The organism is Syntrophomonas sp., assembly GCF_028707975.1.
GTDB lineage: Bacteria > Bacillota > Syntrophomonadia > Syntrophomonadales > Syntrophomonadaceae > Syntrophomonas.
On the sequence record NZ_JAQVZX010000046.1, the window covers coordinates 1 to 16,392 of the forward strand.

Consider the following 16,392-nt stretch of genomic DNA (forward strand, 5'->3'; position numbering starts at 1 on the left):
AAGAAAAACCAAATGCAGGCCAAAGATGCTGAGGGTTTTGGCATGGCTGACCGGGAGCGGAGCATCTCCGTTGATAAAAATACCCTATTCAATATCGGCTCGATCAGCAAGGTTTATTGTGCTACAGCCATTATGCTGCTGGTAGATGAGGGCAAGGTAGAGCTCGACCAGCCGGTGACTGCCTACCTGCCGGAATTCACCATGGAAGATGAACGCTATAAAGACATCACCGTCCGAATGCTGCTCAACCACTCCTCGGGTTTGCCCGGTACCATCGGTTCCAATAGTTTTGGTTTTGAATATCATAAAGAATATTACCAGGATGTACTGGATACCCTGGCAAAATCTCATCTCAAACATCGGCCGGGCGAAATGGCACCTTATTGCAATGACGGTTTTACCCTGGCGGAGATGATAGTTGCCCGGATTTCTGGAAAAAGCTACCTTCAATTTCTAAGTGAGCGGGTATTTGAACCCCTGGGCTTAAACCATACCGGTCCGGGTGTTGGCCAACGGCAGGGACTAAAAGAGGGATCCGTGGCCAGGTATTATACCACTGACGGTAAAAGCGAGCCGCTGGAAGTAGTATCGTTGTTGGGTTCGGGCGGCCTGTCAGCGACGCCGGAGGATTTATGCAAGTTCGCCGATACATTTTCCGCTTCCGGTCCCCAGATACTTTCACCGGCATCCCTGGCGGAAATGAGAAAGGGGCAACCCGCCGAGTCCTATATGCAATTCAAACAACCGGAGCTGAGTTTTGGACTGGGCTGGGATTTGACGGAGATTGCTCACTATAAAGCAAAAGGTATAAATGTTTTGGGCAAGAGCGGCGGTACCGGCAACTATAGTTCGATGCTTTATACCATTCCAGATAAAAGAATATCGGTCGCCGTCATTTTTACCGGTCCCCAAAGCAACGCGATGGTAATCGCCGCTTCCATCATGGAAGCTTTTCTTTGCGAAAATGGTCTTTTCGATAAAACACCTGCGGTGTTGAAGCTGCCGCTCAAAGCCCAGTCTCTTCCGTCTGAACTGGCGAATTATGAAGGTTATTATTCCAACGGCAGCGTTCTTAAGCGCTTGAAGGTCGACCGGGCGGAGAATAAGCTGACTGTCTATATGCTGGAAGGCGGCCAGGAGACAGAAATCCTATCAGCGATTTATAATGATGGCTATTTTCACAACCAGGGAAAGAAGTACTATTTCATAACGCTGGGCGGCAGGCAATATTTCGTACAGCATTCGGCTACACTCGCAGTTGATATGATTGCCGACCAAAAACTGGAGCCTGTGGCCAAAGCAAGCGAATTGAAGATAGCTGTCGATGAGCGAAAGTGGCTGCGGCGAAATGCCAAAGCCTACGAGGCAAGAATGCTGGTGTCGGGGCATGTTATCACTTCGCGGCAGTTCAGTGAACTCCCGGGCTATATCGACTTCGATGGCATAAAACGGGTCATATCCCCTGCCTTCGCAGGACTGGCCATAAATTCCATGCGTGACCTGACCGAGCTCAGATTAAGTGAGAAGGACGGTATAAGCTGGGCCTGGATTTCCGGGATGCTGTATACGCCCGCCGATGCGGTTCAATCGCTGGCAAGCGGCGATACCAACATAACTACCGGCCGGGAAGGTTATAATGAATGGCGGAAGGTGGCGGAAGACAGCATACTCGATTTCCAAATCCCCAACAAAGGCCGTGTTATCGTTTTTGACCCTGATGGCCAAGCCATTTACGATAGCGCCGTAGATAGCGGACCGGTACTGGCAACGACTGGCAGTTTTGTCGAAGTGGCCGGCGATCCGGGGGCTACCTTCAAGCTAAGCGCAAGCAACCCATTGTAATAGGATAGATAAAGGACCTTTCCGTCTCTATACAGCGGATGGGTCCTTTTTATTTTTGGGCGAAAGCGTAACAGCCGGATAAGCTAATAGCCGAGCAAAATTTGGCCAGAAGACGAACATTTTGCAGTGATGTATCATGGAGGCAGAACCATAATGCGCATGAGTGTCAATTCCCAGCCGATTATTCAAAGGCTGGAGTTCGGTACCTTCTCCTTGACAGGGCGAATCCGGGCCCTGCAGCAAAGTAAGCGGTGAACACCATACGAAAAGGAGGGCAGATAACGCTATATTGCCAAGTGATTTTCCTGCTTCCTGACCCAGATCATTTGCATTCACAGCCTGACCTCCTTTTCTATTACTATTTAATTGACCTATCCCAACCCAATCTCCCCACCCTCTCTTGAGTATCTTATATTGCAGGTAATTTCTTTGCTGCTGAATAGACAGGGTAACCTGACCTCCTTGCTCTACATGCTGCATGGCATTGGACAATAAGTTCAAGAGTATCTGCAAGAGCCGGTCATGGTCAGCATCGATTTCCTTGATAGCGTTATCAAAATCTATACTATAGGAAATACCCTTATCCTGCATGGCAAGACTAACCGGGGTTAAATGCTCCAAAAGCTCGGTAATCGGAAAGCGGCTAAAATTCAAGGATACGACCCGGTTTTCCACCAGGGACAGGTTATAAATTTCTTTTACCAGGTGCGAAAGCCGTATAACTTCATCCTGTAGTAGAGCAATATTTTCAATATCCGGCGGAATAGAACCGCTTTGCAATCCTTCCAGTTGTCCCCGCAGAAATGTCAGGGGGGTTCGTAATTCATGCGATATATCGGCAGTTAATACCTTCAAGATTTTTCTACTACCGCTTGGCAATATATCACTTATCTCCAACGACCGCCTTCTTGGGCGACTATCTCTGAGTGGCAAGATGAACACCAGCGCAGGAACAGCTTTATTACTGGACTTTAGGGCAATATAAAAAACCACCCACCGGTAAAATTTTTATCAATAGATGGTAGAATATTTGGTGGAGGCGGGGCTTACCATATAGTAAGCAAACATGGAATTAAGTTGGCCAAAGATTTTTAAAACCCGATTAAAACTCATAATGTGACCACATACTTACAATAATAACTGTCTTTTCTTCTTCGATAACCCGATATACAAGCCTGTGCTGGCGATTAATTCTTCGTGAATACAAACCCTTAAAATCCCCGATCAATTTTTCATAGGGTGGTGGATTCTGATAAGGATTAGTTTTAAGAACTTCAAGTAACTTATCGGTTTTTGTTTTCAGAGCAGGAATAGACTTTATTTTTTCTTTGTCCTTTTCTGCTGATTTCAGTATAACGATTCTGTAGCTGTTTACCATTTAAATTCTACGCAATCCTCTATTTTCGCATCCAACCCCTCGTTTAGCTTTTCCTTCATACCAGGAATAGAGGTTAAATATAATGTTTCCATTAAGCCCTTATAATCCTCTTCACTAAGAATTACGACATTACCTTTTTTAGTGCTCACATTAATTACATCATTAAAGTCAATTGCTAAATCTAAATATTTAAATAAATTTTTTCTAAAATTAGTAGCATTAGTATTAAGCATTTACACCCACTCCTTATGCGTACATTTTAATGTACATGATTTTCCTTGTCAAACTATTTCGGCTATATCAGCCAAATTTTTAATTTGGGGAAGTTTTTTTGGTTTTTCTATGATGTTGATACAATGAATATTGACCTGGTGACCGTGGTTTATTAAGTTAAAGAAAGGCCGAGAAAATAAGATTTGCTTTTCCAAAAAAGCAGAAATGTAATGCCACATATATTTGAGAGTCTTGCATAACTCCAAAAATTTTAGAATTTCAAACGAGTTATTTTTAATACTGCCGTTGACCAGGCAGAAGATTCTTATCATCAAGCTTCTGATGGATTATTGTAATAGGATTACACTGAAAAGAGCACACTACCCCCTAAAGAATGTTCAGAACCTACCCATATCTGGATTGCGGATCAGTTCAGTATCCTTAGATGTTAACTAACCGGTTCTTTTCTTAGTGCCCAACCTAAAGCAGATAAAATACTATAAACAATAAAAGCAGTTACAATAAAAGATTTATTTAGATTATCGTTAGCTATTGAGAATGCAACTAAAGCTCCTAATATGGCAGCTTGGATTAAGAACATTTGTAAAAACCGACCCCAATCAATAATCCACGGGCCATCTATTTTTCTTTCTCCTATAAATTGTTTGACTGCATGATATCCCGGAAGACAAATAACTACACATATTAACAACATTATATTAAACTCGGCAATAACGATACCAAGGGCAATACCTAAAATAATAGCTAAAATTAATGGCATTCTAAACACCCCTTATATTTACCAAGAAATGACTAGTCCTTATTGGTCAGAGCGTCGATGAAAGCCAATTCTAAGTCATATCACAAAACCCATCAATAGTATAATATATAGTCCCAAACATGGGTTGGTTACAATTAACCTTCGCTTCCATCGCTCGCTCCGCCAGGTAACAACTCTTTAAAGCTAATGGGGGCATCCGGGTTTATTAGCCAGTCTTGTCCCAATATTCCTACCTTTTCAAGCATATTATAAATCTCTTCGTTAATTTCGGAAGGGTCAGCAGGATCAGAATACAGTAAAAGGTCTTTATCCGGATATTGACGAATCAACCTGTCCATAACTTTTATAGTTCTTGCTCTATATAAAGTCTCTTTACAACGATTACATTCCAAAACAGGCACTTCATTGATTGTTACCTTTTTACCGGAAATTTCTCTATCAACATTACTTCTCATTGTCGTCATCGTTCCTCCACAATGACATAAACGTTCTGTCATCGGACTACCTCTGTGAACTAATTCATCTATGTTCAATTCCCCCCCCCTTTATCTTTAGTTTAAACTGTCATGTGACAGTTGTAAATAAAGCGGTGGTATAATTGTATGAATGTGGGAAATGTACCCTTAACTTCCCTCATTTAATATGCGGGACATAAACCGAAACCTTATAAGAATTACCACTATCATCATTAGTAATAGAATGGCTGGATGATATAACAGGAATATACTTGCAACCAGGGGTGCCAGGAGTATCCGTACCATGTTTTTTAGTGCCTGATTGTTATTGATTATAGTAGCAATGGGCGGCGAATGTTGGTAATAGAAACTGACGAATGCTGTACCCTCTCATCCCGTAACTCAATGCTTAACGTGAGCAACAATGGCTGCTGCGAATCGTATAATACCTCAACGCCCCTTTCCATAAGTGCTTGAATAACGCCCATTGTTTCTGAACCCGGGTCAAGATCCAACTGGTTTTCTCTCAGATCAACGGTAGCTCCTTGTGCTAATCCACCTCGATTAATTAGGGGTGAAATGTCATACAGTTGATTACCACTTAGATTGAGCTTTTTCAGTTTGCTCAGGCGACTTAACTCCCGAATATCACGAATCATATTTTTAGACAAGTCTAATTCCTCAAGGTTGACAGCAAATTTTAATTTAGCCAGTTTTTCAATACCCTTTTCGCTGGCATTTAAAGAGATCAATTGCTGAATATTTTCTCGCCCTACTGCACCGACCTTTTTGCGCCTGATTCAGGATTTCGTTAGGCAAGCTTTTCTGGCTATCATAAGCTAATCCGTCTTCCCCTTGAAGATTGCATGAATCATTGTGTGCAACAGCCTGGTAAGGGGAAATAAGTAATAATAGGATAAACAAACCAAATATAAGTGGAGATAGAATCGCTTAATAAACGTTGTATACATAATAAGGTCTCCCTGTTTACCACTGGTAATAACTTTTTCCTTTGTTAAAAAAGGTGGTTCTGTAAAGGTTAAGTTTTTAAGGTAAAATTGATAAAAATCGGACAATAGCTGGCTATGAGGATTTTTTCACGGCAGGATGGTGAATTGCTTATAGTCTATTTAACCATGCCAATATTTTAGATAAGGGTCTGCCGGTCAGTTCCATCTGCTGCAATAGTCAAGTTAGATTTCATATAAACCCACTATAGTAACGTTTTTACCCATGAAAATTACAATTTCATGGGTAATATTGGGATAATAATGATAGCGTTATAATATTAACCAGTGATATACTAAAAAGAGAAAAAAGCAAATTTCTTTCTATTTTCTATATATCTATTATTTTTTTGACAGAAGTTTTGAAATAACAGAAACTTAATCTAGTAATATCCGTATTCTCTCTACTACTTCCTTTACAATAATATCTGGAACTTGACAGGCAAATTGTGCATTCCTTGCTTGCCAATCCAGGCTTTTAACTTGATCGGTTAGGATAACGCCCTGGATTTGTAGTCCTGATGGTATTGCTACTTCAAAAGGATAACCTTTTATCTGTGATGTGATAGGACAAGCAAGTAATAGACTGGTCTTATGATTGTATGCTTTTGGGGAAATAACCAGAGCTGGTCTTTTTCCAGCCTGTTCATGCCCAGACTGAGTGTCAAACTCCAGCCATATAATATCTCCCCGTTTTGGAATATAACTTTTTACCATATCTCTCTCCCAACTACTGAACCTGTACCTATTTCTTTATGCAAGTTTTCAGTAGTGATATCGTTTAACATCTCTTCTAAAGATAACTTCTTTTTCTTAATTACAATCGTCTCATCTTTGAAGCTAATTTCAACTATCGCCCCGTCACTTATCTCAGCTTGTTCGGCAACCCACTGCGGAATGCGTACTCCAAGACTATTACCCCATTTTGCCACCTTCATCTGCATATTTAATCCCCCTTCCGGTTTATACATAGTATATACTGATTCCCATTAAAATACAACAACCTAACCCGGCATAGCCGGAACCAAAAAGGATTTTAATATTCCATGCTGAAATATACCAGAAAATATCAAAACAGGGAGAGAAAACGATGCTCACACAACGTTGGAGCATAAGCGGAGCCGTAAAAAATGCTCTGGACCGCTATCTTAAGGGTGAGCTTAAGAGCAGCGGATCGGTCTGTTCCGAGCACCAGCATGCCGTAGATTTCCATTCTTAAAATAATGGCCTTAAGCAGTTTAGTTTAACTCAAAAGTCAAGCAAATGACATGGGGGAGACCAATTCTTAACCTTTATGAAGGTTGATATGGCCTTCCCTTTTTCATGGGAAAATAATTTTGATTTCTTTTTCGGGGTATTGCCTCTGCCCTCTCGGGTACTGAACCTTGCGGCTACTGCTTCTCTCAAAATTTTTTTTACATCTATTGACATTTACCTCGACTCATAGTAATAATATAAATGCAAGTACTTGCATTTATATTAAAGGAGGTTGTTTATGTTAAAAGGAAGTCGGAAAGTCAAAACTATTATCCTTTTATCCATGTTAATCCTGGTTCTTCTGGCAGTATCCGCTTGCAGCAACAGTCAAAAGACCAGCAGCCAGAATCCTGCCATCCCCAGCGATGCTGCTAAATTGCGGGTGGCCGTGTCCATAGTCCCCCAGACCACATTTGTTAAAGCGGTGGGCGGGGATATGGTCGAAGTGGTAACCATGATTCCGCCGGGAGCCAGCCCTGAAAACTATGCTCCTTCCCCCCAGATCATGGAACAATTGAGTGATGCCAAACTCTATTTTTCCATTGCGGTACCCGCTGAAAAGAACGGTATCTTGCCCCGGCTCCAGGAGGCCAACTCCCAGATGAAGGTGGTCGACCTGGCAGCTAAAGTCGATCAAATTTATCCCGCCCGGGAAATGGCTCCGGGAGAAAGCGATCCCCATCGCTGGCTTTCCCCCAAACGGGTAAAAGAGATGATAAAAATTATAGCTGCAGAGTTGACTGCCCTTGATCCTCAAAATGCTGCCAGCTACCAAAAGAATGCCTTGGCCTATCAAGGCGAACTGGATAAATTGGATAAGGATATTTCCTCTTCGCTGGGCAAGGTGACAGGACAAAGCTTTATTGTCTACCACCCTGCCATGGGCTACTTTGCTGATGATTATGGTCTCAAAATGATTGCCCTGGAGGAGGAAGGCAAGGAAGCTACGGTCCAGGATTTCCAGGCGGTTATAGACCAGGCCAAAAAGGAAAAGATAAAGGTAGTATTCTACCAGGCGGAAATGGATAGCAAACAGGCCCGGACCCTGGCCCAGGAACTGGGGGGAGAAGCCCAGCTTATCGCTCCGCTGGCTCCCGACTATATCAATAACCTGCGTAAAACCGCCTCGACCTTCGCCCAGGTTATGCAGCAGCAATAATTTTTGCTATACTTTTAAGTACACAAAACTAAGGTGGTATTAACTTGAGTGCAATGACCCCAGCGGTTTGCCTGCAGAATATAAGTGCTGGCTACGGCAATATCCCTGCCCTGGAAAACATAAATCTCAATATTGAACCAGGAAGCTTTACTGGAATTATTGGTCCCAACGGAGGGGGCAAGACCACGCTTCTAAAGGTTATGCTGGGACTGCTTGAACCCTGGACCGGGCAAGTTCGCATATTGGGACAGAACCCGCAGCAAAATCGCCGCCTGGTTGGTTACGTCCCCCAGGCGGCAAACATCAATCGTCAGTTTCCCATTTCGGTACGCGAAGCAGTTTCCTTAGGCAGATTGGCGGGCAAACGGCCGATTTTCCACCGTTATAGTCCGGTTGACCGGGATATGGTGAACTACTGTCTCAACCGCTTGGATGTCCTGAACCTGGCGGAGCGGCAGATCGGGCGGCTTTCCGGTGGACAGTGGCAGAGGGTTTTAATTGCCCGCGCCCTGGCGGTGGAACCAGTTTTGCTGCTTTTGGATGAACCTACCAGCGGTCTGGATGCCAATGCCAGCAGCATGGTCTATGAATTGCTGCAGGAACTGAATAAAGAGATAACTATTATCATGGTCACGCACGATACCCTGGCTATCAGCACCTATGTCCGGGATATTGCCTGCATCAACCATCACCTTCATTATCACGGCGAACCTGATATCAGTCCCGATCTGGTCATAAAACTTTATGGCTGTCCGGTAGATTTAATTGCCCATGGGGTAGCTCATCGGGTCCTGGAAGAACACGGAGGCAATCGATGATCACAGCTTTGTTGCAATATAATTTCTTGCAAAATGCCCTTATCGGAGCCTTGCTGGCCAGCCTGGCCTGCGGCATTATAGGACCGATTATTGTGGAAAAGCGGCTGCTTATGATGAGCGGTGGGATAGCCCATACCGCCTTCGGAGGCATCGGCCTGGGCTATTACCTGCAGGTGGAGCCGATGTATACGGCCCTTGGCTTTTCGCTTTTTTCATCCCTATCCATTGCCCAAATCCAGCGGCGCTCAACGGTAATGCCTGATGTACTCATCGGCATGTTCTGGCCGCTGGGTATGGCTCTAGGCATACTTTTTATTTCTTTTACCCCCGGTTATCCACCAAGTATGAGTACTTACCTGTTCGGCGATATTCTGACCGTTTCCCGCAGTGATTTATGGGTGATGGCTCTTCTTGATGCTTTGCTGCTCTTTATTAGTATTTCTTTCTTCCATCTCCTGCAGGCCTATCTATTCGATGAAGAGTTCAGCGATGCTCTGGGTCTACCCATGGTTTTAGCTGAAGCGTTAACCTATGCCATGATAGCTTTGACGGTAGTCGTCCTTATTCGTGTGGTGGGTATTATTCTCATCCTGGCCCTGCTCTGTGTCCCACCTGCCCTGGCTCGTATTTTCCGCAATGATCTACCCTCCATCATGGGCCTGTCGGTAATACTGGGTGCAATACTATGCCTGGCCGGGCTGGTAATTTCCTACCATTATAACCTGGCATCCGGAGCAGCTATTGTAATTTTGTCCGTTGCGGCATACTGCCTGGTTCACTTGCTCACGCAACCGGTCAAATTATACTTGCGCCATATGCACGGGACTTTGGAAACTTCGGACAATTCTGCTCATAATATTAAGCGGTAATTAGAAAGGAACAACGGACCATGGATCTTAAGCAGATTCGCCAGCAGCTCGCTAAAAACAATTTAAAAGCAACCCGGCCCCGGCAGGCTATTTTAGAGGCTTTAGCCCAAGCTTCAGGCTGGGTAACCGCCAAATCCCTGTTTGATAAATTATCGGGACAAGAAGCGAATATTGATTTTTCCACCATCTGTCGTAATCTTGAGCTTTTAAGCAGCATCGGCATACTTTGCCGGGTGGATCGTGATTCCAACGGGATTTTTGCCTATAGCCTGAGTGAAATGGATGAGCACCACCATCACCTGATTTGCCGTTCCTGCGGTAAGATAAGCCCGATGGAATTCTGCCCCCTGCAGCAATTGAACTCCACTCAGACAGCAGGATACAGTGAGCTGGAATGCCGTTTTGAAATATACGGCTGCTGCCGGGACTGCCAGGGCAAGCAAGGTAAATAAAAACCAAGTGTTTATATTACTATCAGCAGGAGGAAAACACTGATGCGCTCTTCCCCGGAGATGTCCAGGCCGAATCACTTTCGATCTTACATAAAATTCTTTATTCTATTGTTAATTCTGAGCTTAATCTCTGTCAGTCTTAAACCGGCTACTCTGCTCATCAATTCCCAAGCAATCGGCAGCCTGCGTACCTTATTTTTGAGCATAATTCTGGAGTCTCTGGCAGGCTTCCATAGCGAAAACTATATCCTCCCGATCAATTTCCAAGAGACTGGCAATTTTCGGGACGTTTATCCCCGCAATGGAAACTCGTTCGCGAAATGTATAGAAATAATTATTGTCGAAGAATAACTGGGTGATAAGCTGATCCGTACCGGCATCCACCTTGGTTTTAAGATTACGGATATCTTCAACCAGACTCCCGCATTCACTATGTCCTTCCGGATAACAGGCCCCGATTATATTAAAGTCGCCGTTTTCCTTAATAAATGAAATCAAATCACTGGCATAGCGAAAATCCTGTTTCGGTGCCAATTCAGGATTTATATCACCGCGCAGTGCCAGAATATTTTCTAAGCCCTGTTTTCTAAAACCATCCATCATGTTCAGCACATCAGCTTTGCTGAGATAGATGCCGGGAAGATGCACAACCCTTTTAATGCCGTAATGGTTTTTGATAGCCGCAGCTATTTCCAGGGTGGCGGTATTGTTCTCACTTCCGCCCGCACCGTAGGTTACGCTGATGAAATCCGGATTTAACCCCATCAATCCATCAAGCGTATCGTAGATTATCTCAACGGGGGCGGTGCGCCGGGGAGGAAATATCTCCAGCGGCAACACTGTTTTATCTTTAAAAAATTCTGATGTTCTCATAGCTGCAAGCTTTTCCGGGGTTACTCCCTTTCGCAGCTTCCCCAGCGCATTGCAAAAAGATCAGTTAATGCAGCAATTGTTTCATTGCTTAAAGGCGGGCAAACATCCCTTGGGTTTTTCAATTTGCGGATTAACAGAAAAAATCAGCTATACCCTTTTACCTCCCTGATATGTATAAATACTGGCTTCATTATGAACGTCCCGGTGTAACCATGTAGCAGGGCCCATTAAAGGTTAGGAAGGATATCCCGTTATACATACTTTAGGTATAATTAGACAAATCTTTGCGCTCCGGCTTAATGCCATGAGCAAAAGCCAGCGCCTTGACCCATGTCTTTTCGGTTTCATATTTGAGAAACTCATAAAGGGGATTTAAGTCCTCGGCTTCATCGTACTTCTGCAGACACTCGTAATACAAGCGCTTATCCTCGTTGTAGACGATCAGAGGCGGGTGGTTATGCGTCATGAAATAGAAATTCATGAGCGTTCTCCCGACACGTCCATTGCCATCTGCAAAGGGGTGTATATACTCCAACCTGGCATGAAAATAGGCGGCTGCTTTCAAAACATCTTTACCCTCATAAGCCTCAACCTCAGCGATGAGTTCGGTCAGGTCGTTTCCTACATCTTCCGCAGCGGAGCCCACCTCATAGATGCCGGTTACATAATCGTGCTTTTTGAATTCCCCTGGCCGTTCCTCATTTTCAATGTACCTGCGCTCATCATAGGTTCCGCCGGTGAGAATCATGTGAATTTCCTTTACCAGTTCAATATTTATAGGCGCCTCTCCCACAATTTTTTCTTTCAAAAACTCATAGCACAGCTTTTGGTTCTGCTGCTCGAACAGAGTGCGGAGACTTCCGGTATAGCCTACCACCCTGTCGTTTTCAAAAATTTCCCTTGTATCGTGATAGGTAATTTCTTCGTTCTCTATCTTTCCGGAATGGAACGCAAACAGGATTCGAAAGCTGTCAAGATATTTATCAAGATCGGCAGTGGACGCGATTTTGTATGACCGCCAAAGTTCAACAACCTGGCTATATTGATCCAAACGCTTTCCTCCTCTTTACATTATTTGTCTCATTATATCACAGCCTCTTTCAGACAGGATAAGGTTGCGCTCAGGTTATACCGGGATGTTCTTTATGTAACACTTTATAACAATAATGATGCGTTACAAAGAAGGATGACCCGGCGCATTTCGGCGTAGTAATATGCAGCTATATTGAATCTATAAATTTTTTAGGATTAATTATATATCTTCCCTCTGAAGTAACCGTTTTTGTTTCTATAATTGTATGACTCTACTGCAAAAACCCCTCTTGTTGCATAAGGGTTGCATAAATATACAAAGCGCTGGCGAAGCCTGATTCGGAACGACACGGGGGTCGTTCCCTACACACCCTTCGGTCGCTTTTAATGTAGCTGAGCGGTATATTTATGCATGCTAATGCATATTTATAACTTTTTGCAGTGACATCTTGTATTAATTATCTGTTCAAATGTCATATCGGGATTCAGTTAAAAAATCGGTTGGCCTCCATTGCCGGGTAATTATTCCGGCAGCAATAATTTTATCTTTTCTTTTAACCGGAATCCGGGAAATTCACTGGCCAGAATATCCATATAAATCTGGTCATATTTCTTACCATTTATGATACAGGTTTCCCGCAAGCGGCCGGCTATTTTAAATCCGCACTTATCATAACAGCGGATGGCACGAGGATTAAAGGAGAACGGAATCAGGTGAATGCTATTGAGATTCAGAACCTGAAATCCATAGTCCAGCAGCAACATCACAGTTTCGCTTCCATAGCCTTGGTTCAGGCAGTCTTGAGCGCCGATGTAGAGACCGATTTCTGCCTTGCGGTTAATAAAATCAATATTGAGCAGACCACCACTGCCGATTAAAGTATTATTTTCTCTCAGGGTAATACCAAAGAGATGGTCACCCCGGACTGTAGCCTGTGCGAAGTAGTCCCGGCTGCTCTCCGGGGTAATAATTTGAGGGAATAGCGCCAGGAAGATACTGGTTTCAAGCTCATTCAGCCAGCGAGCATAGGTTTCGCTGTCTTCGCTGCGAATCGGTGTTAAATATATGCGTTCTCCTTCGATTTTGCGGCTCATCTTTATTGAAACCTCCTTATCTTGCTTATGTTTTTTCTACCAAATTAGTTGTGCATCTAATGCCATTTTGCATTTCAAATTCCGGGGATATTCAGGTAAACGTTCCTATTTAATGTTATATCGCCCAAAATAAAGAATATCATATATAATATTACTTGATGTTCTCGTTATAACCAAGAGATTCCTGAAGGAAGGAATATGAGGAACTTATTCTGCTTATAATTAACAAAAAGCGAGGTAGCAATTTGAGTATTTAAATGAAGCCAGTGGCCACAGGTTCACTCACCCCGGCCCAACAAGAAGCAGTCCAGAGCGGTGACCTGGTGCTGGACATCAATATTCTTTCCGGCACTCAGAAGATCAGCAGGTTTAACGGAACCCTTTCCGTCCAGGTGCCTTACAACGGACCCCAACCGGTGGCCGTGTGGTACTTAAACGATAAAGGCGACCTGGAAAAAGTAAACTGCACCTTCAAAGACGGTATAGTCAGCGTTGACCTTGACCATCTCTCCCTGTATGTAATGGGTCGGGATACTAAGCAAACTGATAAAGAAGAACCTATCATCGAGGATAAAGAACCCGGCTGGAAAAATCCTTTTTCCGATGTCAAAGAAGCCGACTGGTTCTACTATGCTGTGAATTATGTCTATAAAAATGGTCTTATGGTAGGAACTTCTGAGACTACTTTCAGTCCTTATACTAATACAACAAGAGGGATGATTGTCACCATACTGCACACACTTGAAGGTTCACCAATGCCAAATATAACTAACGGCTTCACAGATGTAGGGTCGGACAAATATTATACAGATGCAGTGGCCTGGCGAGTGCTAATAAAATCGTAAGCGGCTATGGCAACGGTATATTCGGACCTGAAAACTCTATTACCCGCGAACAGATGGCTGTAATCCTGATGAATTATGCTCAGTACAAAGGCTATGATGTGTCGATGAGAGCTGACCTTTCTAAATTTGCAGATGGAGAGTCTATCTCCCCATGGGCAAAGGATGCTATGTCCTGGGCAAATGCTGAGGGATTAATTCAAGGCAGCGGAAGTCAATTGATGCCTGCCGACAATGTCCAGCGGTGTCAGGTGGCTGCAATCCTTCAAAGCTTTATAGAAAGAATCGCAAAGTAATAACCATCAGCAATAAAATAAGGCTGCCGGTCAGCAGCGGCCCAGCCCATTAAAAAAGCGGCGGTTCGGAATAGATTTTATTCCGGCCGTCGCTTTTTTAGTAGTAAGGAAGTGTGACAAGGGGGCAAGGAAAAAACCGCCCCTCGTTACCCCCTGTTACATTCCAAGCAGTTTTTTGAGTTCTGCCTCTGGCCACCGGTTGTTTGGGAAAATCCTTGATTCCTCATATTCTTTGCTGAAAATCAAAGTAGGCCTGACTGAATTGTCGTACAGAAAGACGATGTCGCAAACAGCAGCGACTTCTGGTATTAGTCCCAATGCTTTGCGATATCTTGAACGGATTTTATCCTCCGGCACATCATGTCCTCCGGAAGCATGCCGCTCCTTCACCCTGGCTATATTGATATTTACATCAATAGTCAGTACATAAACACACCGCACTTCATATCCAAGTGCTTTCGCCTTCTGCATCAGCAGTAGGTTACGCTCAGTCGAAAGGACCGTTTCAAATGTAAAATCCTCCCCTGTATCCAGAAGTTTATTGCGAAGAGCTTCAGCCTGCTGCGCGGCTTCAAGATCCGTAAGGTTATACTCCCTTTTGATGTCATCCGCATTTACATAGGTTCCTGATACGGGGAAATGGTGGGCGATTGTTGTTTTGCCGACACCATTCGGGCCTGCAAAGACCAACACAGCAGGTTTTTTATTCATATCAGTCATTGACATATTCCCGTCTTCCGTCAGCATACTCTAAATACGCCTTTTTATTTTCCTCATCATACCGGGCAACAGGAGAACCATTCTGTTTCTTTTTCGCGATTGCATCGTCTACGGCCACACCGAACAATTCTTCTATCTGCCTGGCTGAATATCCATTGATTCCAGACTTTTTGGCACTTACGACGAAGGGAATAGCATCTTCGCTGACCGCTTTACGCAGGAACAAACCGACTGCGGTTGTCATGCTCAGGCCAAGCCGGCTGAAAAGCTGCTCGGCTGCTTCCTTGACGTTTCTGTCTATACGCATTGTCACCTGCACGTCATTTCGAGCTTTCATGGCTGCGCCTCCTTTCATAACTGCTCTATATCTTTATTATACGCGCTTAAGAAGAAATTTCAACAAATATACAGTAGCTATATGTATTTTTGTGGACCTTTCTGCGTTTTAGGCTCTGTAATAAAGGATCCACCCGTCCCCATGTCACATATGTAACCTCAAAAGTTTTGCCATAATTGACTGATTCGCTCTTTTTCGATAGCGACTGCATATCTGCTTTTTTATGGGTTGGACATGAAAATCTATTAGTCAAGTTATATCCCGGTAGAATAGTTATTCCCAAAGCTGTTTATGATGAACGCTGCCAGGCCGACGCCATTCTCCAGAACTTTATTGAAAACATCATAAACTAGGGGAATACGAACAGCAGCAGGATGTGGAAAGGGCCTATGATGGCCGGGACTTTTATTTATTGCAGGCCCGCCCGTAACCGTCTTGCCGGAATATACATTTGCGGCACTGAAAAAACAGCCAACGATATGGTCAAGTGGCAATTACCGGGATGCGGTACCCATGGAAGATTTTTGCATTAAATATATCATAAATCAATTGGCCATTTAGTAATATGCAGCTATATTGAATCAATAAATTTTTTAGGATTAATTATATATCTTCCCTCTGAAGTAACCGTTTTTGTTTCTATAATTGTATTAATTATCTGTTCAAATGTCATATCGGGATTCACCTGTAATGCTAATGCGGTTAAACCCGCAATATAAGGAATAGCCATACTAAATCCTCCATATGCCCAGTAAACATATTGATCATCACCATTATTGCTCGCAGTTGTCCTAAAATCTGATGGGACAATGATAAATGATATATCAGTTTTATTACCGGCCGGTTCAGATCTTGAAGAGAACTGACCTCTGACGGGTCAAACCCGTTAAGCCAAGTGTCCTTTATGGTTCTAAAAGACCTTTCTACTTTTGCTTTCGCAGCACCGTCGCGGATAGGAGCGTGAAT

At 43.6% G+C, this 16,392-nt stretch carries 22 protein-coding genes and 1 pseudogene; 8 read left to right on the forward strand and 15 right to left on the reverse strand.

Annotated features, from left to right (window positions below; all coding sequences use genetic code 11):
* A partial coding sequence (locus tag PHP87_RS07320; RefSeq protein WP_299920011.1) for a serine hydrolase occupies positions 1-1,842 on the forward strand: 1,842 nt, incomplete at its 5' end.
* Between the two features lie 27 nt (positions 1,843-1,869).
* Here PHP87_RS07320 and PHP87_RS07325 read toward each other — a convergent pair.
* From PHP87_RS07325 to PHP87_RS07360, 9 genes are all read right to left on the reverse strand, one after another.
* Positions 1,870-2,739, reverse strand: a complete 870-nt coding sequence (locus tag PHP87_RS07325; RefSeq protein WP_299920012.1) for a histidine kinase dimerization/phospho-acceptor domain-containing protein — start codon at positions 2,737-2,739, stop codon at positions 1,870-1,872.
* A 205-nt stretch (positions 2,740-2,944) separates the two neighbouring features.
* Positions 2,945-3,220: a Txe/YoeB family addiction module toxin gene (locus tag PHP87_RS07330; protein ID WP_299920014.1), complete on the reverse strand. Its 276-nt coding sequence runs from the start codon at positions 3,218-3,220 to the stop codon at positions 2,945-2,947.
* Positions 3,214-3,453, reverse strand: a complete 240-nt coding sequence (locus tag PHP87_RS07335) for a type II toxin-antitoxin system Phd/YefM family antitoxin (protein WP_299920016.1) — start codon at positions 3,451-3,453, stop codon at positions 3,214-3,216. Before PHP87_RS07335 ends, PHP87_RS07330 begins: the two co-directional genes overlap by 7 nt.
* A gap of 428 nt (positions 3,454-3,881) precedes the next feature.
* Positions 3,882-4,214 (reverse strand): hypothetical protein, encoded by a 333-nt coding sequence (locus tag PHP87_RS07340; protein WP_299920018.1) that lies wholly within the window; start codon positions 4,212-4,214, stop codon positions 3,882-3,884.
* Between the two features lie 134 nt (positions 4,215-4,348).
* Positions 4,349-4,747, reverse strand: coding sequence for a YgiT-type zinc finger protein (locus PHP87_RS07345; RefSeq protein ID WP_299920019.1), 399 nt, complete (start codon positions 4,745-4,747; stop codon positions 4,349-4,351).
* Positions 4,748-4,837: 90 nt separating this feature from the next.
* Entirely contained in the window at positions 4,838-5,014 is a 177-nt protein-coding gene (locus PHP87_RS11915; protein WP_366942900.1) for a hypothetical protein, read from the reverse strand.
* Positions 5,002-5,421, reverse strand: coding sequence for a leucine-rich repeat domain-containing protein (locus tag PHP87_RS07350; protein ID WP_299920020.1), 420 nt, complete (start codon positions 5,419-5,421; stop codon positions 5,002-5,004). Before PHP87_RS07350 ends, PHP87_RS11915 begins: the two co-directional genes overlap by 13 nt.
* 633 nt (positions 5,422-6,054) lie before the next feature.
* Positions 6,055-6,393, reverse strand: a complete 339-nt coding sequence (gene mazF / locus PHP87_RS07355; protein ID WP_299920022.1) for an endoribonuclease MazF — start codon at positions 6,391-6,393, stop codon at positions 6,055-6,057.
* Positions 6,387-6,620, reverse strand: coding sequence for an AbrB/MazE/SpoVT family DNA-binding domain-containing protein (locus PHP87_RS07360; RefSeq protein ID WP_299920025.1), 234 nt, complete (start codon positions 6,618-6,620; stop codon positions 6,387-6,389). The genes mazF and PHP87_RS07360 overlap by 7 nt, the downstream gene beginning before the upstream one ends.
* Before the next feature lie 146 nt (positions 6,621-6,766).
* Between PHP87_RS07360 and PHP87_RS07365 the strand changes: the two genes are divergently transcribed.
* The 5 genes from PHP87_RS07365 to PHP87_RS07385 all read left to right on the forward strand — a co-directional run bounded on the left by PHP87_RS07365 (position 6,767) and on the right by PHP87_RS07385 (position 10,231).
* A complete protein-coding gene (locus tag PHP87_RS07365) occupies positions 6,767-6,895 on the forward strand; it encodes a hypothetical protein (protein WP_299920027.1) in 129 nt (42 codons plus the stop codon).
* A gap of 276 nt (positions 6,896-7,171) precedes the next feature.
* Entirely contained in the window at positions 7,172-8,092 is a 921-nt protein-coding gene (locus PHP87_RS07370) for a zinc ABC transporter substrate-binding protein (protein WP_299920029.1), read from the forward strand.
* Between the two features lie 53 nt (positions 8,093-8,145).
* A complete protein-coding gene (locus tag PHP87_RS07375) occupies positions 8,146-8,910 on the forward strand; it encodes a metal ABC transporter ATP-binding protein (RefSeq protein WP_299920042.1) in 765 nt (254 codons plus the stop codon).
* Complete coding sequence (locus tag PHP87_RS07380) at positions 8,907-9,779, forward strand: metal ABC transporter permease (protein WP_299920031.1); 873 nt, start codon at positions 8,907-8,909, stop codon at positions 9,777-9,779. The genes PHP87_RS07375 and PHP87_RS07380 overlap by 4 nt, the downstream gene beginning before the upstream one ends.
* 20 nt (positions 9,780-9,799) lie before the next feature.
* Complete coding sequence (locus tag PHP87_RS07385; RefSeq protein WP_299920032.1) at positions 9,800-10,231, forward strand: Fur family transcriptional regulator; 432 nt, start codon at positions 9,800-9,802, stop codon at positions 10,229-10,231.
* A gap of 192 nt (positions 10,232-10,423) precedes the next feature.
* On the opposite strand, the gene PHP87_RS07390 is transcribed toward PHP87_RS07385, so the two are convergent.
* The 3 genes from PHP87_RS07390 to PHP87_RS07400 all read right to left on the reverse strand — a co-directional run bounded on the left by PHP87_RS07390 (position 10,424) and on the right by PHP87_RS07400 (position 13,231).
* The gene (locus PHP87_RS07390) at positions 10,424-11,104 is read right to left on the reverse strand and encodes a methylenetetrahydrofolate reductase (RefSeq protein ID WP_366942899.1); all 681 of its coding nucleotides are present in this window, start codon (positions 11,102-11,104) and stop codon (positions 10,424-10,426) included.
* A 262-nt stretch (positions 11,105-11,366) separates the two neighbouring features.
* Positions 11,367-12,155, reverse strand: a complete 789-nt coding sequence (locus PHP87_RS07395; RefSeq protein WP_299920034.1) for a Fic family protein — start codon at positions 12,153-12,155, stop codon at positions 11,367-11,369.
* Positions 12,156-12,658: 503 nt separating this feature from the next.
* Entirely contained in the window at positions 12,659-13,231 is a 573-nt protein-coding gene (locus PHP87_RS07400) for a GNAT family protein (protein WP_299920035.1), read from the reverse strand.
* Positions 13,232-13,488: 257 nt separating this feature from the next.
* Here PHP87_RS07400 and PHP87_RS07405 point away from each other — a divergent pair, with 257 nt between their 5' ends.
* Both PHP87_RS07405 and PHP87_RS07410 read left to right on the forward strand, forming a co-directional pair.
* Positions 13,489-14,076 carry an S-layer homology domain-containing protein gene (locus tag PHP87_RS07405; protein ID WP_299920037.1) on the forward strand — a complete coding sequence of 196 codons (588 nt, stop codon included), beginning with the start codon at positions 13,489-13,491 and terminating at the stop codon, positions 14,074-14,076.
* 68 nt (positions 14,077-14,144) lie between these two features.
* Positions 14,145-14,369 carry an S-layer homology domain-containing protein gene (locus PHP87_RS07410; protein ID WP_299920038.1) on the forward strand — a complete coding sequence of 75 codons (225 nt, stop codon included), beginning with the start codon at positions 14,145-14,147 and terminating at the stop codon, positions 14,367-14,369.
* Positions 14,370-14,525: 156 nt separating this feature from the next.
* Here PHP87_RS07410 and PHP87_RS07415 read toward each other — a convergent pair whose 3' ends face one another.
* The 3 genes and pseudogenes from PHP87_RS07415 to PHP87_RS07425 form a co-directional block, all read right to left on the reverse strand.
* On the reverse strand, positions 14,526-15,116 hold the full coding sequence (locus PHP87_RS07415) for a zeta toxin family protein (RefSeq protein WP_299920040.1): 591 nt from the start codon (positions 15,114-15,116) through the stop codon (positions 14,526-14,528).
* On the reverse strand, positions 15,082-15,396 hold the full coding sequence (locus PHP87_RS07420; protein WP_299920041.1) for a type II toxin-antitoxin system RelB/DinJ family antitoxin: 315 nt from the start codon (positions 15,394-15,396) through the stop codon (positions 15,082-15,084). Before PHP87_RS07420 ends, PHP87_RS07415 begins: the two co-directional genes overlap by 35 nt.
* A gap of 601 nt (positions 15,397-15,997) precedes the next feature.
* Positions 15,998-16,252: pseudogene (locus PHP87_RS07425) on the reverse strand (S8 family serine peptidase); the annotation flags it as partial.
* Positions 16,253-16,392: the final 140 nt, after the last annotated feature.

What these genes read in the sequence shown, in the direction of transcription:
- PHP87_RS07390 (WP_366942899.1), bottom strand. Translation starts at nt 11,104, where the DNA reads ATGAGAACATCAGAATTTTTTAAAGATAAAACAGTGTTGCCGCTGGAG.
- PHP87_RS07335 (WP_299920016.1), bottom strand. Translation starts at nt 3,453, where the DNA reads ATGCTTAATACTAATGCTACTAATTTTAGAAAAAATTTATTTAAATAT.
- PHP87_RS07405 (WP_299920037.1), top strand. Translation starts at nt 13,489, where the DNA reads ATGAAGCCAGTGGCCACAGGTTCACTCACCCCGGCCCAACAAGAAGCA.
- PHP87_RS07410 (WP_299920038.1), top strand. Translation starts at nt 14,145, where the DNA reads ATGAATTATGCTCAGTACAAAGGCTATGATGTGTCGATGAGAGCTGAC.
- PHP87_RS07340 (WP_299920018.1), bottom strand. Translation starts at nt 4,214, where the DNA reads ATGCCATTAATTTTAGCTATTATTTTAGGTATTGCCCTTGGTATCGTT.
- PHP87_RS07330 (WP_299920014.1), bottom strand. Translation starts at nt 3,220, where the DNA reads ATGGTAAACAGCTACAGAATCGTTATACTGAAATCAGCAGAAAAGGAC.
- PHP87_RS07370 (WP_299920029.1), top strand. Translation starts at nt 7,172, where the DNA reads ATGTTAAAAGGAAGTCGGAAAGTCAAAACTATTATCCTTTTATCCATG.
- PHP87_RS07375 (WP_299920042.1), top strand. Translation starts at nt 8,146, where the DNA reads ATGACCCCAGCGGTTTGCCTGCAGAATATAAGTGCTGGCTACGGCAAT.
- PHP87_RS07385 (WP_299920032.1), top strand. Translation starts at nt 9,800, where the DNA reads ATGGATCTTAAGCAGATTCGCCAGCAGCTCGCTAAAAACAATTTAAAA.
- PHP87_RS07400 (WP_299920035.1), bottom strand. Translation starts at nt 13,231, where the DNA reads ATGAGCCGCAAAATCGAAGGAGAACGCATATATTTAACACCGATTCGC.
- PHP87_RS07380 (WP_299920031.1), top strand. Translation starts at nt 8,907, where the DNA reads ATGATCACAGCTTTGTTGCAATATAATTTCTTGCAAAATGCCCTTATC.
- PHP87_RS07420 (WP_299920041.1), bottom strand. Translation starts at nt 15,396, where the DNA reads ATGCGTATAGACAGAAACGTCAAGGAAGCAGCCGAGCAGCTTTTCAGC.
- PHP87_RS07365 (WP_299920027.1), top strand. Translation starts at nt 6,767, where the DNA reads ATGCTCACACAACGTTGGAGCATAAGCGGAGCCGTAAAAAATGCTCTG.
- PHP87_RS07360 (WP_299920025.1), bottom strand. Translation starts at nt 6,620, where the DNA reads ATGCAGATGAAGGTGGCAAAATGGGGTAATAGTCTTGGAGTACGCATT.
- PHP87_RS07415 (WP_299920040.1), bottom strand. Translation starts at nt 15,116, where the DNA reads ATGCTGACGGAAGACGGGAATATGTCAATGACTGATATGAATAAAAAA.
- mazF (WP_299920022.1), bottom strand. Translation starts at nt 6,393, where the DNA reads ATGGTAAAAAGTTATATTCCAAAACGGGGAGATATTATATGGCTGGAG.